13 protein-coding genes are annotated in these 13,909 nt (G+C 72.9%); 8 read left to right on the top strand and 5 right to left on the bottom strand.

The window, feature by feature from the left end; all coding sequences use genetic code 11:
• Positions 1–77: 77 nt before the first annotated feature.
• Positions 78–1,196: a fatty acid desaturase family protein gene (locus ACFC1T_RS20780; RefSeq protein ID WP_375890607.1), complete on the bottom strand. Its 1,119-nt coding sequence runs from the start codon at positions 1,194–1,196 to the stop codon at positions 78–80.
• A 7-nt stretch (positions 1,197–1,203) separates the two neighbouring features.
• Positions 1,204–2,286 (bottom strand): ferredoxin reductase, encoded by a 1,083-nt coding sequence (locus ACFC1T_RS20775; RefSeq protein ID WP_375890605.1) that lies wholly within the window; start codon positions 2,284–2,286, stop codon positions 1,204–1,206.
• Positions 2,287–2,373: 87 nt separating this feature from the next.
• Between ACFC1T_RS20775 and ACFC1T_RS20770 the strand changes: the two genes are divergently transcribed.
• From ACFC1T_RS20770 to ACFC1T_RS20745, 6 genes are all read left to right on the top strand, one after another.
• Positions 2,374–3,513 carry a PucR family transcriptional regulator gene (locus ACFC1T_RS20770; RefSeq protein ID WP_375890603.1) on the top strand — a complete coding sequence of 380 codons (1,140 nt, stop codon included), beginning with the start codon at positions 2,374–2,376 and terminating at the stop codon, positions 3,511–3,513.
• A 231-nt stretch (positions 3,514–3,744) separates the two neighbouring features.
• Positions 3,745–4,329, top strand: coding sequence for a bacilysin biosynthesis protein BacA (locus ACFC1T_RS20765; RefSeq protein ID WP_375890601.1), 585 nt, complete (start codon positions 3,745–3,747; stop codon positions 4,327–4,329).
• Entirely contained in the window at positions 4,326–5,654 is a 1,329-nt protein-coding gene (locus ACFC1T_RS20760) for a DUF6421 family protein (RefSeq protein WP_375890599.1), read from the top strand. Before ACFC1T_RS20765 ends, ACFC1T_RS20760 begins: the two co-directional genes overlap by 4 nt.
• 41 nt (positions 5,655–5,695) lie before the next feature.
• On the top strand, positions 5,696–6,715 hold the full coding sequence (locus ACFC1T_RS20755) for a DMT family transporter (protein ID WP_375890597.1): 1,020 nt from the start codon (positions 5,696–5,698) through the stop codon (positions 6,713–6,715).
• 89 nt (positions 6,716–6,804) lie between these two features.
• Positions 6,805–8,097, top strand: coding sequence for an ATP-grasp domain-containing protein (locus tag ACFC1T_RS20750; protein ID WP_375890595.1), 1,293 nt, complete (start codon positions 6,805–6,807; stop codon positions 8,095–8,097).
• Positions 8,094–8,975, top strand: coding sequence for a branched-chain amino acid aminotransferase (locus tag ACFC1T_RS20745; protein ID WP_375890593.1), 882 nt, complete (start codon positions 8,094–8,096; stop codon positions 8,973–8,975). Before ACFC1T_RS20750 ends, ACFC1T_RS20745 begins: the two co-directional genes overlap by 4 nt.
• 199 nt (positions 8,976–9,174) lie before the next feature.
• Here the strand turns inward: ACFC1T_RS20745 and ACFC1T_RS20740 are convergent, their stop codons facing one another.
• The 3 genes from ACFC1T_RS20740 to ACFC1T_RS20730 all read right to left on the bottom strand — a co-directional run bounded on the left by ACFC1T_RS20740 (position 9,175) and on the right by ACFC1T_RS20730 (position 11,651).
• Positions 9,175–9,921, bottom strand: coding sequence for a hypothetical protein (locus ACFC1T_RS20740; RefSeq protein WP_375890591.1), 747 nt, complete (start codon positions 9,919–9,921; stop codon positions 9,175–9,177).
• Positions 9,922–10,002: 81 nt separating this feature from the next.
• Entirely contained in the window at positions 10,003–10,737 is a 735-nt protein-coding gene (locus ACFC1T_RS20735; protein WP_375890589.1) for an ABC transporter permease, read from the bottom strand.
• Positions 10,734–11,651, bottom strand: a complete 918-nt coding sequence (locus ACFC1T_RS20730) for an ABC transporter ATP-binding protein (protein WP_375890588.1) — start codon at positions 11,649–11,651, stop codon at positions 10,734–10,736. Before ACFC1T_RS20730 ends, ACFC1T_RS20735 begins: the two co-directional genes overlap by 4 nt.
• Positions 11,652–11,839: 188 nt before the next feature.
• Here ACFC1T_RS20730 and ACFC1T_RS20725 point away from each other — a divergent pair, with 188 nt between their 5' ends.
• Positions 11,840–13,117 carry a sensor histidine kinase gene (locus ACFC1T_RS20725; protein WP_375890586.1) on the top strand — a complete coding sequence of 426 codons (1,278 nt, stop codon included), beginning with the start codon at positions 11,840–11,842 and terminating at the stop codon, positions 13,115–13,117.
• Positions 13,118–13,209: 92 nt separating this feature from the next.
• Positions 13,210–13,869 (top strand): response regulator, encoded by a 660-nt coding sequence (locus tag ACFC1T_RS20720; protein WP_375890584.1) that lies wholly within the window; start codon positions 13,210–13,212, stop codon positions 13,867–13,869.
• Positions 13,870–13,909: the final 40 nt, after the last annotated feature.

Raw genomic sequence — 13,909 nt, 5'->3', positions numbered from 1 at the left:
ACGGGATGTCGTCACCCGCGGAACCGAACCCGGGGGACCGAACCCGGGGCACCGGTACCGGGGAACCGGTGCCGGGATCAGGCCGTGACGAGTTCCTTCCCGCGGTCCGGCGTCCTGGCCTTGGGCTTCCGGTTCGGCAGCGAGAGCCGGAAGACCTTGTGCCACGCGGAGAACACCTGCTTGGGCAGCGGCCCGGTGACGTACTCCAGCTCGTACTTCTCGAACAGGGCGCGCACCTTCACCGCGACCTCGGCGTACCGGTTGCTCGGCAGGTCGGGGAACAGGTGGTGCTCGATCTGGTGGGACAGGTTGCCGCTCATGAAGTGCATGGCCCTGCTGCCGCTGATGTTCGCCGAGCCCATCATCTGGCGCAGGTACCACTGGCCGCGCGTCTCGCCGTTGATCGACTGCCGCTCGAAGACCTGTACGCCCTCGGGGAAGTGCCCGCACATGATCACCGAGTGGGTCCAGATGTTGCGGACCAGGTTCGCGGTGAACGTGGCGGCGAGCGTGGTGAGGAACGACGGGCCCGACAGCAGCGGGTGGATCACGTAGTCCTTGAGCACCTGCTTGCGGATCTTGCGGCCCACGGCCCTGGCCCGCGCGCGGAACTCCGGGTTCCTGCGGCGGTCCTTGCGCAGGTTCTTGCCGAGCTCCAGGTCGTACGCCGCGATGCCGTACTCGAAGAAGCAGGCGTTGACGAGGTTCCACAGCGGCTGGCCGAGGTGGAACGGGTGCCACTTCTGGTCCTCGTCGACGCGCATGATGCCGTAGCCGAGGTCGTTGTCCTTGCCGATCACGTTGGTGTACGTGTGGTGCAGCTCGTTGTGCGAGTGCTTCCACTGGTCGGACGGCGAGACGTGGTCCCACTCCCAGGTGGTGGAGTGGATCTTCGGGTCCCGCATCCAGTCCCACTGGCCGTGCAGGACGTTGTGGCCGATCTCCATGTTGTCCATGATCTTCGCCACCGACAGGCCGGCGGTGCCCAGCACCCACGCGGGCGGGAAGATCGAGAACAGCAGCACGCCCCTGCTGGCCAGTTCGAGCTTGCGCTGCGTCGAGATGACCTTGCGGATGTAGGCGGCGTCCTTCTCGCCGCGGTCGGCGATCACCTCGTCGCGGATCGCGTCCAGCTCGCGGCCGAGCTCCTCGATCTGCTCCGCGGTCAGGTGGGCGGTGGGGTCGATGGCGGTCAAGGTGCGTCTACCGTTCGATGTCGCAGGGGCCCGCCGCGGCGGACACGCAGGTCTGGATGAGGACGCCCGGCTCGGCCTCGGTGATCTCGCCGGTGCGCAGGTCGCGGACGGCGCCCGCCTTGAGCGGCGTGACGCAGCCGAAGCAGATGCCCATGCGGCACCCGGAGGGCATGAGCACACCGGCCTCCTCGCCGACGTCCAGCAGCGGCGTGGCGCCGTCCGCCTCGACGGTCCTGCCGGTGGTGCTGAACGTGACCTCGCCACCGCCACCGCCACCGTTGCCGCCGCCGCCGTCGCCGTCGAGGGCGATGCGGGGGCGGAAGCGTTCGGTGTGCAGGCGCTCCCGGACGCCCTGCTCGCTCCAGTGCCGTTCCGCGGCGTCGAGCAGGCCCGCGGGGCCGCAGGCCCAGGTCTCGCGCTCGGCCCAGTCGGGCACGAGCTCACCGAGACGGGCGATGTCGAGTGTGCCGTCCGTGGCGGTGTGCACCTCGGTGAGGCGCAGCTTCCCGTCCGCGACCAGGCCGTGCAGTTCGTCGCGGAAGATCACGTCCTGCGGCCGCGGCGCGCAGTGGACCATGACGACGTCGTCCAGCTCGATGTCGCGCAGCATGCCCATCACGGGCGTGATGCCGCTGCCGGCCGTCAGGTAGAGCACCTTGGCGGGCCTGGTGGGCGGCAGGACGAAGTCACCGGCCGGCTGGTCGAGCTGGACCAGCGTGCCCGGTGCCACCCCGCGGACCAGGTGGTTGCTGACCTTGCCGTCCGGGATCGCCTTCACGGTGATCGTGATGCGGCCGTCCCGGCGGTTCGTCGGTGAGGTGACGGAGTAGGCGCGCCACAGGCGCCTCCCGTCGACGTCGACCCCGATCCGCACGTACTGACCGGCCGTGTGGCCGCGCCAGCCCCGGCCCGGCCTGATCACGACGGTCGCGGCGTCACCCGTCTCGGGGTGCACGGCCTCGATGCGCCCCCGCAGGTCGGCGCCCGCACGCAGCGGGCTGACCAGGTCGAGGTAGTCCGACGGCAGCAGGGGCGTCGTGACCATCTCCAGCAGTTTCCAGGCCCTGCTGCGGAGGGCTGCACTCGTCATGACTCCAGCTTGCTGCGCCCGAGGGCGTAAAGTCCTGACCGCAGGACGTAAATCTGGCCGGTAGAATTGTTCGTAAGGAACAAGAACGTGAGCCATGCCATCCGGAGAGCCAGCGAGCTGGCCCTGGACGGGACGACGGTCGCCGCGCTCCGGGCCGCGCTGACGGCCACCGCCGACGAGGTCGTCCAGGCGATCATCGACGAGGTCCCTCCGTACGCCAACGCCCTCTCGGGCCGCATGGGCGGCACCATCCGCCGGGCCGTCCGCACCGCCCTGGGGCACTACCTGGACCTCGCGAGCGGGAACGCCACGGGCGGCGACGCCGGTGACGCGGCCTACGAGCTGGGCCGCGGCGAGGTGCGCGACGGCCGTTCGATGGACGCCCTGCTCAGCGCCTACCGCGTCGGCGCCCGGGTGGCCTGGCGGTGCCTGGCGGCGGGTGCCGTACCCGCGGGTCTGCCCGCCGCCGAGGTCGCCAAGTTCGCCGAACTGACCTTCGCCTACATCGACGAGCTCTCCGCCGCGAGCGCCGCGGGCCACGCCGACGAACTGGCCGCCCGGGGCCGGGCCCAGGAGCGCCACCTGGAACACCTGGCCCGCGACCTCCTCGCCGGCGCGAGCCCGGACGTGCTGCTGGCCGCCGTTCAACGGGCCGGGTGGCAGCCTCCGGGTTCGCTGACCGCGGTCCTGCTGCCCGCCGCTCAGGCCCGGCCCGCCTACCGCACGCTCGACCCGGGCACCCTCGTCCTCGACGATCTGCCCGATGCCACCGGAGTGCTGCTCGTCCCCGACGCCGACCGGTCGCACCTCCTGCGGCAGTTGGCCGACCGCACCGCCGTGGTCGGCCCGGCCCGGCCCTGGATCCGTGCGTCCGCCTCGTACGCCCGAGCCGTGCGCGCGCGCTCCCTCTCCGCCGACATCCGCGACACCGAGGACCACCTGCCCGAACTGGTGCTGAGCGCCGACGCGGACGCGTTCGCGGACCTGCGCGCCCGGGCCCTCGCGCCGTTGCGGCCCCTGCCCGCCGCGACCGCACGGCGGTTGGAGGAGACGCTGCGGGCGTGGCTGCTGCACCAGGGCAGGCGGGACGAGGTGGCGGCGGTGCTGTTCGTCCATCCTCAGACGGTCCGGTACCGGATGTCGCAGCTGCGGGAGCTGTTCCCGGATCTCGCGTCACCGGACCGGGTCCTCGAACTGACCCTGGCGTTGGGCCTGCGGGTCGGCTGACGCCCACTTGGACCACAACGGCACGCGGGAGAACGGCGGTTGCGCGGCACGGGGAGTCCCGGTCGCGGGCCGTCCGGTCGGCGGCGGCCGGGAGCGGGCAGCACGAGCCCGCCATCCGAGATCACATCTGCAGTCACTTGATCACTTTCAGCGGGCATGTTCTCCTAGCGGAGGCCTTCCGGAACCACCCGGTACGGTCGCCGTGTTCTTTCTTTGGGGGAGGGGGAGCCGATGAGGCATGCCCAAAACGGGGCGGACGTCGACGAGGTCCGGCACCTGCACACGCTCGGTCCGAGCGGCACCAATCTGCAAGCAGCGTCCCACGAGTGGCTGCGCCGCCGGGGAGTCCGGGGGACGGTGGAGCTGCACTCGTCCATCGAGTCCGCGCTCGACGCCGTACCGGACGACGGACGGCACGCGCTGGTCGCCTGCGCGGTCTACCCGGCGCTGCACACCCTGGTGTTCGGGAACCTGCACCGCCTGCACATGGTCGACAGCTTCATCATGCCGACGCACAACATGGTGCTCGCCACCAACGGGGTCGACGCGCCCGCCACCGTCGCCTCGCACCCGGCGCCGACAGGTCTCGTGCCCGACGGCACGGAGATCCGGGAGGTCCTGAGCAACTCCCGGGCGGCCATCGAGTGCGCCGAGGGCCGCGTCGAGGGCTGCATCACCACCATCGTCGCGGCCGAGGACCAAGGGCTGCGCGTGGTGCGGGACTTCGGCCCCGTACCCATGGTGTTCACGGTCCATCAGGTGCTGGCGGTCGGTGCCGGGGACGAGCGGCGGATCCCGGTGGGAGCGGCCCTGTGACCACCGCGACCGCACCCGTCCCCGCGAACCTGCTCGCCGACGCCGACGAACTGGCCGGCTCCCTCATCCCGGAGGTCGACCGCTTCCGGGCACGTCAGGCGGACGACGGCACCGTCCCCGACGCGACCGCGGAGGACCGCGCGCTGCTCGGCCGCATCCGCGACGAGGCCTGCGCCTGGTACGCGCGGCGCGGACAGGACGACCAGGCGGCCGCGCTGGCCGCCGACGTCGACGGCTGGCTCGCGGCCGGCCTCGACACCAAGCCGCACTTCGCCCGCTCGCGGGACGCCCTGCGGGTGCCCGAGGACGGTTCAGCCGTCTTCTTCCTCGCACCGCTGCAGAGCACCAACAGCGCGCCGCCCGTGGGCAAGCGACTGGACTGCTTCTTCGCGCTGCGCAAGGAGCCCGCCGCGCTGCCGGAGCTGGCCGGGTCGTACCCGCATCCCAAGAACAACTGTCAGTCGCTCATCCTGATCACCGGCAGCGCGGGCTTCCGGCAGGGCAACTGCCTGGTGTTCTTCCCGGAGAACGTGGCCGCTCACGACAAGATCACCGAGCAGCCGTACGCCATGTTCTTCTACAACAAGATGCGGAAGATCCACGAGACCTACGCGCTCCGCGGCGCGGAGGCCGTCCTGACCCCGGAGTCCCTGCCCCGCGCGTCCACGGGCCTGGACGCCGACGTGTGCTTCGAGGCCCGCGCCATCTGGGGCTACCTGCACGACTCGATGCACTACCAGGGCCTCTGGCCGTTCGACCAGCACATCTCGCTGAAGATGAACTGGTTCGTCGGCCTGCTGGAGGAGATCAAGGTCGACGCCAAGACCGTGCTGGCCTGCGCGGACAGCGGTGTCGTCCCGTTCGCGGCCGAACAGGTCGACATGATCCTGCTGGAGCGGGTCTTCCGCTACCCGCAGGCGGACGACGCCACCCGCAACTTCGACTCCGGCACCGGGGTGTTCATCTACTCCTGGCTGCGCGAGCACGGTGCGCTGACCGGCTCCCCGGACGACGGCGGACTGCTGCACTTCGACCGGGCCAAGGCCCTCGACGCGCTGCGGGAATTCGTCGCCACGGTCGAGGAGTTGGAGGCCGCCGTCACGACCGACGACGAGTACCGCTCGGCGGCCAAGGAACTGGTCCGCAGGTACCTTCCCGAGCCCGAGTCCGTCGCGGCTGGTGCCGGTGGTGCTGCCGCTGCTGGTACCGGTGCCGGTGGGGCACGGCAGCGGTACGCCTTCACCGAGGACCAGCGGGTCCTGCTGCGCGCCAAGCAGGGGCTGGACCGGATGCCTGCCTTGGAGTTCGAGCGGGCGGAATGGTGACGGGCGCGCCCCTGCGCCCCCGCCGGGGCGGACACCTCGTGGTGCCCGCCCTCTCGGCACTGATGATCGCCCTGCTGGCGGCCGGCTGGCTGCTCGCCGGGCGGCTGGTCGACGGCGTTCCCCCACTGGCGGTGGCGGCCGGGCGGACGGCGGCCAGCTTCGTGGTCATCACCGTCATCGCCCTGCTGTACCCGCGGTCGCGGTCCGACGTCCGGGCCGCGACCGCCCGCCGCGGAACCGTCGTGCTCCTGGCCTTCCTCGGCTTCTTCGCGTACTACTCCGGAACGCTGCTCGGGACCGGCTTCATCGGAGCCTCCCGGGTCGGCCTGATCGTCTCCCTGCTGCCCTGCATCACCTTCGTGATCGGGGTCGCCGCCTTCCGCGAGCCCTCCTCGCCGCGCAAGGTCCTGGGCACGGTGCTGGCCGTCGTCGCGGCCTGCGGGTACGCCCTCGCCGACGGCTCCGCGGCCGCCGGTGCGGGCTCAGGGGCCGGCGGCGGCGCCCTCGCGGGCGGGAGCCTGCTGGCGCTCGGCGGCACCTTCACGTACGCGGTGTACGGCTACGTCTACCGGCGGCGGATGGCGGACCTGACCCCGGTCGCGGCCCTGCCCGCCGTCACCGGGGCGGGCACGGTCATGCTGGGGCTGGCGGTCGCCCTGTTCGTCCCGCTCGGCGGTGTCTCCCCGGCCGACTGGGGCGGCATCGCGGTCCTCGGCGCGGTCCTCACCGCCCCGGTCTTCCTCATCTCGCACGAACTCATCCTGCGCAAGGGGCCGTTGTTCACCTCCGCGCTCGCGCTCGTGGTGCCGTTCCTGGTGCGCCTGGGGGAGTGGGCCCTGGGCCGGGAGGCCGCGCCCGGACCGCTCGTGATCCTGCTGCTCCTGCTGTGCGGGGGCGGCGTGTGGCTCACCATCGGCGGTGCCCGCCCGGCCGGGCGCGCCGCGGCCGAGGTGGTCGAGGTGGACCCTGCGGCGGAGGCGGCCCCCGCAGCCGCCGCGGCCCCGGACGGGACGCACACCGGGCAGGGGACCGAAGTGCCCGCCCGGCAGGGGACATCGTGACGGCGAAGGACCTCGTGACGGCGAAGGACCCCGTGACGGCAGAACACCTCGTGGCGGCAGAACGCCTCGTGACCGCAAAGGACCCCGTGATGACAGCGGACAGCCCCAGGCCCACCCTCGTACTGGTCTACCAGCGCACCTCGCTCCCCTGGGTCTTCGAGAGCGCCGAACGGGCCGGGATCGACCTCGTGCTGGTGCCCCGGCCCGACGAAGCGGTGTCCGCGGACCGGTTGCCGCCGGCCGTGGTCGACCTCCTGCGGCTGGACGTCGAAGGCGACCCGGCCGGTGCACTGGACGCCCTGCGGCGACGGCACGAGGCGAACGCCTTCCAGGGCGTCGTCACCCTCTACGACCCCGCCGTGCCGTTCGTCGCCGAAGCCGCCGAGCTGCTCGGGCTCCCCGGAATCGGCCGCGACGCGGCGCTCGGCGCGCAGGACAAGCGCGTCATGAGGGAGCGTCTGGCCGCTGCCGGCCTCAACGTGCCGGGCTTCGTCCGGCTGGACGACCCGGCCGACTGGGAGAAGGCGGCGCGCCTGGCCTTCCCCGTCGTGGTGAAGCCCGCCCACGGCTTCTCCAGCCTCGGCGTCACCAAGGCGGAGACCCCGCAGAGCCTCAAGAGCGTCGTGGACGAGGTGTGGCAGACCTCCGCGAACAAGCTCGGCCGCACGGACGGCCTGGTGGTCGAGGAGTACCTGGACGGCCCCGAGTTCGCCGTCGAGTCCCTCGCCCACGGCGGAGACGTGCGGGTCCTGGCCATCGGCTACAAGGGCGACCCCCAGGGGCCGCACTTCGAGGAGGGCGTCTACCGGGCACCGGCCACCCTGCCCGACGCCGTGCAGGAGTCCGTCCGGCGCGAGGTGGTCGCCGCGCACCGGGCCCTCGGCATCACCGACGGGCCCACCCACACGGAACTGCGCCTGCGCGGCGGCGAGACGCCGTACCTGCTGGAGATGGGAGCCCGGATCGGGGGCTCCGGGGTGTCCCACTACATCGCCTCCGGGGTGACCGGCATCGACTTCGCCGCCCAGGCACTGCGGATCGCCACCGGCACCGCCACCGAACCCCTGGGCTCCGGCCCGTCGCCGACACCCGTGGCGGCCGCGGCCAACTACATCGTCCCCTGCGGCGGTTCCGGACGGATCACCGCGATCCACGGCCTGGCCGAACTGCGCGACGACCCCAGGGTCGACCACGTCGTGCAGATGCTCTTCCCCGGGGACGTCGTGCGGCCCTACCCGGATTTCACCGGCTACCCGGCGTTCGTGCTGTCCCGCCACGCGGACACCGCCGAGGCCGAGGAGTTCCACCGGTTCCTGGAACAGTCCATCCGCATCGACTACACCGACGACACCGATGACACCGACCACGAGGGGCAGGCGTGACCACCGTTCCGTTCGACGACCGCGACGGCGTGATCTGGCTGGACGGGGCGTTCGTGCCGTGGCGCGACGCCCAACTGCACGTCCTCTCCCACGGCCTGCACTACGGCGGCGGCATCTTCGAGGGCATCCGCGTGTACGACGGGCGGCCGTTCAAGTCCGCCGAGCACTTCGAGCGCCTCCACACCTCGGCGGGGGAGCTGAACTTCCGTATCCCCTTCACCCCTGCGGAGCTCGACGCCGCGATGCAGGAGACCATCCGGCACCAGGGGATCGTCGACGGGTACGTCAGGCCGGTGGCCTGGCGGGGCAGCGAGCAGATCAGCGTGTCCGGGGCGGGGACGTCCGTCCACGTCGCGATCGCCGCGTGGGAGTGGCCGCACGTGTTCTCCGGCGACGCGCAGAGCCGCGGCATCCGGCTGCGCACGTCCCGGTGGCGGCGGCCGTCCCCCGACACCGCGCCGGTACGGGCGAAGGCGGCGTCGCTGTACAACATCTGCACCCTCGCCCGCGACGAGGCGGAGGCGGCCGGATGCGACGACGCCCTGCTCCTGGACCACCGCGGGTACCTGGCGGAGGCCACCGGGGCCAACCTCTTCCTGGTGATCGACGGAGCCCTGCACACGCCGACCGCGGACACCTTCCTCGACGGCATCACCCGGCAGACCGTCCTGGCCCTCGCCCGGGAGCTGGGGATCCCCGTCCACGAGAGGCACATCCAGCCCGAGGAACTGCCGGGCGCCGACGAGGTCTTCCTCACCGGCACGGCCTACGAGGTGCAGCCGGTGTCCGGCGTGGACGGCCACTCCTTCGAGGTCGGCAGCATCACCACGACCCTGTCCAAGGCGTACGCCGGGCTGACCCGCCCGGGCGCGGGGTGACGGGGTGGCGGGGTGGCGGGGTGACGGTTCGGCGGGCGGCTGACCGGGAACAGGCGACGGCGAACAGATGACAGAAAACAGATAACAGCGAACAGACTTCGAAATCTGTTCGCTGTTATCTGTCATCTGTTTTCTGTCACTTGTCAGCTGTCACTTGTCAGCTGTCACTCGTCAGCTGTCACGGGTCGGCTCTCGGCGGTCACCCGCCCGAGGCCTGGTGCCGCCGCATCGCCCGTAGCCCGCCGTAGACGGCCGCGGCCGTCCAGAGCGCCATGATCAGCAGTCCGGTCCAGTGTCCGTAGTGGATGCCGGGTTCGGTCCGGGTGCGCATCGCGTACAGGCCACCCCGGTCGGGCAGGAACTGTCCGACCTCGCGGACGCCGGGGATCGCGCCCAGCCAGGTGGTGCCGAGGAACACCATCGGGGTGAGCAGGCCGAGCGCCGCGCTGAAGTTGCCCAGCATCGCGGTCAGTCCGAGGCAGAGCAGCACCATCAGCGGGTGGTAGAGCACCCCCGCCACGAAGCTGCGGGTCAGGCCCGGGGTCGACAGGTCCAGGTCCGCGGTGGCGCGGACGGCGAGGAAGCAACTCGTCGTCGAGACCAGGCCGAGCAGCAGGCCCAGCCCGGCGCCGAGCGCGAGCTTGGCGCCGTACAGCCGGCCGCGTCGGGGCACCGCCGTGAGCGAGGTGCCGAGCATCCGGGTGTTGAACTCCTGCCCGATCAGCAGGATTCCGAGGCAGGCCACGGCGACGTGGCCGAACAGCAGCCCGAAGTAGATCATGTCGGCCGGGTCCTTGCCGGAGCCCGGCGCCGGGGGGCCCTCGCTGGCGCCGACGGCCGCGGTGATGCCGACGGTCAGTGCCAGGGCGGTGAGCGGTGCCGCCCACTGCGAGGGCAGGGTCGTGAACTTGATGCGTTCGGCCCGTAGGGCGTTGCCGAAGGCCATCGCCGTCTCTCTTTCGTCCAGGGGTACTCGGGGCGGTGCCGGTTCAGCGGCCGGTACGCGGTTTCGCGGCCGGTGCCCGGTTCAGCGGCCGGTGCGTTGCAGGGCCCGCAGTCCGCCGTACGCCGCCAGGGCCGTCCAGAGCGCCATGACGATCAGCCCGGTCCAGTGCCCGTACCCGGTCTGCGGGTCGTCGGCGTAGCGCAGCGCGTACTGGCCGGCCCGGTCGGGCAGGAACTGGACGACGTTCCGTACCCCCGGCACCCCGGAGAGCAGGGGCGAGAGCAGGAAGACGGTCGGGGTCAGCAGGCCCAACGCGGCTGTGAGGTTGCCGAGTTGAGCGGTCACCCCGAGGCAGAGCACCACCAGCAGCGCCGGGTAGAGCACTCCGGCCGTGGCCGCGCGGGCGAAGCCCGGTCCGTGCCACTCGGCGGGGACGGTGGCCGCGTACCCGGCGAAGGCGCCCGCGGTGCCGACCGCGCCCACGCCGAGGCCGACCAGGGCGCCCAACGCCAGCTTGGCGCCGTACAGTCGGCCGCGTCGGGGGACGGCGGTGAGCGAGACGTCGAGCATCCGGGTGTTGAACTCCTGGCCGATCAGCAGGACTCCGAAGGAGACCAGCGCGGCCTGGCCGAAGTTGAGCCCGTAGAAGATGCCGACGCCCGGGTCGTCGGTGATGTTGTGGTCGGTGTCGCCGAGCGCCGCGCCGACGGCCGTGGTGACACCGGCGGTGAGCAGGACGGCGATCAGCGGCGGGAGCCAGAGCGAGCGGAGGGTGGTGAGCTTGATCCGCTCGGCGCGCAGGGCGGTGAGGTTCATGCGGAGGCCTCGGCGCGGTACTCGACGCTGTCGGCGGTCATCCGCATGAACGCCTCCTCCAGGGAGTCCTGTTGGACCGCGATCTCGTACAGCACCACGCCGTTGGCGGCGGCGAGCGCCGCGATCCGCTCGGGCTCGGCGCCGGTCACCTCCCAGGCCCCGTCGGCGACTTCGGTCGCGTCGAGGCCGTGGTCGCCGGTGCCGAACAGGGCGGCCAGCTTGGTCGGGTCGACGGCCCGCACCCGGATCCGGGGCCGGCCGTGGCGGTCGATGAACTCGGCGGTGGCGGCGTCCGCGAGCAGTCGGCCGCGCCCGATCACCACCAAGTGGTCAGCGGTGAGCGCCATTTCTGTCATCAGGTGGGAGGAGACCAGCACCGCCCGGCCCTCGGCGGCCAGGTCGCGCAGCAGGGTGCGGATCCAGCGGATGCCCTCCGGGTCCAGGCCGTTGACCGGCTCGTCCAGCAGCAGCACCGGCGGATCGCCGAGCAGCGCGGCGGCCACCCCGAGGCGCTGGCGCATGCCGAGCGAGAAGCCCCGGACCCGCCGCCGCGCGGCCTCGGCCAGCCCGACCTGGGCGAGCACCTCGCCGACCCGTCGCTCCGACAGGCCGTTGCTCGCGGCGAGCCAGCGCAGGTGGCCCTGCGCCGTGCGGCCGCCGTGCAGCGCCTGGGCGTCCAGCAGCGCGCCCACCTGCCGCAGTGGCTGGGCGAGTTCGGCGTACGGGCGGCCGCCGACCAGGGCGCGCCCGGCGGTGGGGCGGTCCAGGCCGAGGATCAACCGCATGGTGGTGCTCTTCCCGGCGCCGTTCGGGCCGAGGAAGCCGGTCACCACGCCGGGCCGGACCTCGAAGGACAACTCGTCGACGACCCGTCGTCCGTCGTACTCCTTGGTCAGGCCCTGGATCTCGATCACGGCCGTCTCCCTCCTCGCAGGTGCTCACCGTCGCTCTCCCCGGACGGTGGTTCCATTCGACCGGAGAGGGTGGGCCGGGCGGATCCCGCCGCGGCGGGATCCGCCTCCCTCCCGGGAGGGAGGGGTGCGGCGGCCCCGCGGGGGAGCCGGGACGGCCGCCGGGCTGGCAGGATGGCGGGGTGCCACGAATGACCGTGTCCCGGTTCAGGGACGGAGCGACCGCGATCCTCGCCCCGCTGGTGGCCGGCGTCACGTACGCCCGGCTGTTGCACCTGCTGGTCGGGTGGATCTTCGCGGGCGTCGTCCTGCTGGTCTATCCGGGGACCTACCACAAGAGCCTCGGCGCGATCGTGCTGCAGGGCACGGCGACGGACGTGGTGCTGCTGGCGCTGATCGCGCTCGTCCCGGCGGCGCGGCGGGCCGAGGGCGTGCAGGCCCGGCTGCTGCTGGTGCCCGACCGCGAGGAGGACATCGGGGTCGAGCCCTCCGGCAACTGGGCCGACCGGCGGCGGATGGCCGGCTGGCTGATCGGCCGGGTGGCGCTCGGCTCGGCCATCGGCTTCGTGACGGTCTTCGGGCTCACCGGTGCGTACGGCCTGCTGACCGGTCCGGGCGCCGCCCGGTACCTGCTGTCCGCGCCGCTGGTGGTGCTCGGCTACGGTTGGCTGGTCATCGGCGCCGGCCGCCTCCAACTGGCCATGGCCGAAAGGCTGTTGGGGCCGTCCCCGGCGGAGCGGCTGGCCGAGGCCGAACTGCGGGCCGAGCGGCTGCTGGAGCGCAACCGGCTGGCCCGCGAGCTGCACGACTCCATCGGCCACGCCCTGACGGTGACGGTCCTCCAGGCGGGTGCGGCGCGCGAGGTCGGGGACCCGGCCTTCGTCGCCAAGGCGCTGGAAGTCATCGAGGAGACCGGCCGGCGGGCGATGGAGGACCTCGAACGCACCCTGGTGCTGCTGCGCGAGACACCGGCGGGCGGCGGTACGGCGGGCCGCGGTACGGCGGGGGGAGGCGTGGCCGGGCAGGGGACGGCCGGGCACGGGACGGCCACCGAGCAGCCGGGCATCGACCAGCTGTCCGCGCTGTTCGACACCGCCCGCGCGGCGGGCAGTCCGGTCGACGCGCGGATCGACGTGCCGCCCGGCGTGCTGCCCGGGGTGCTCTCGCGTGAGTCCTACCGGATCGTCCAGGAGGGCGTCACCAACGCGCTCAAGTACGCACCCGGTGAGCCCGTCGGCGTCCGGATCGCCGTCCGGGACGGGCGGTTGGAGCTGCGCTGCGCCAACCGGCTGGCGGCGCCGGGCCGGGGCGGCCCCGGCCGGGTCGGCTCGCGCAAGGGCGGCAAGGGGCTGCGCGGCATCCGGGAGCGGGCCACCCTGCTCGGCGGGGAGGCCACGGTCGGGGCGGGCGGCGAGGGGGGAGCGGAGTGGGTGCTCGACGTCCGGCTGCCCCTACGCTTGGGCTCGTGACGAACGATCTTGCGGGCGGAGGCGCCGGTGCCGGAGTCGGAGCCGGAGCCGGTACTGGTGCCGGTACTGGTGCGGCTGCCGGTGCGGCGGGGATGACCGACGTCCTGCTCGCCGACGACGAGGGACTGGTCCGGGCCGGGCTGCGGGCGGTCCTGGAGGCCCAGGGCGACCTGCGGGTCGTCGGGGAGGCGGGCGACGGCGCGGAGGCGGTGGTCCTGGCCCGCGCGCTGCGCCCGCGGGTGGTGCTGATGGACGTCCGGATGCCCGTCATGGACGGCCTGGCGGCCACCCGCGAACTGCTGCGCCCCGGCCCGCCGGGGGAGTTGCCGCCGCGGATCCTGGTCGTCACCACCTTCGAGAACGACGACTACGTCTACCAGGCGCTGCGCGCGGGCGCGGACGGCTTCCTGCTCAAGCGCAGCCGCCCGGCCGAGATCGTCCACGCGGTACGGCTGGCGGCGGCCGGCGAGTCGCTGCTCTTCCCGGCCGCGATCCGGCGACTGGCCGCCGGGCACGGCAACCCCGCCGCCCGCGCCGCCATGGACCGCGCGGCGCTGACCGGGCGCGAGGCCGAGGTGCTGCGGATGATGGCGCGCGGGCTCAGCAACGGCGAGATCGCCGAGCAGCTGGTGCTCGGGGTGCAGACGGTGAAGACGCACGTCAGCAGCGTGCTGGCGAAGCTCGGCGCGCGGGACCGTACCCAGGCGGTGATCGCCGCGTACGAGTCGGGGTTCGTCGAGCCGTCGGAGTAGCGCCGCCCGGCGGGGCGGCCCGGCGCGGTGGAGCGCGCCT

It is taken from the genome of Kitasatospora sp. NPDC056076 (genome assembly GCF_042266305.1).
Lineage (GTDB): Bacteria > Actinomycetota > Actinomycetes > Streptomycetales > Streptomycetaceae > Kitasatospora.
Note: the sequence above shows the minus strand (reverse complement) of the source record. Positions and strands in the feature narration are given on the sequence as shown.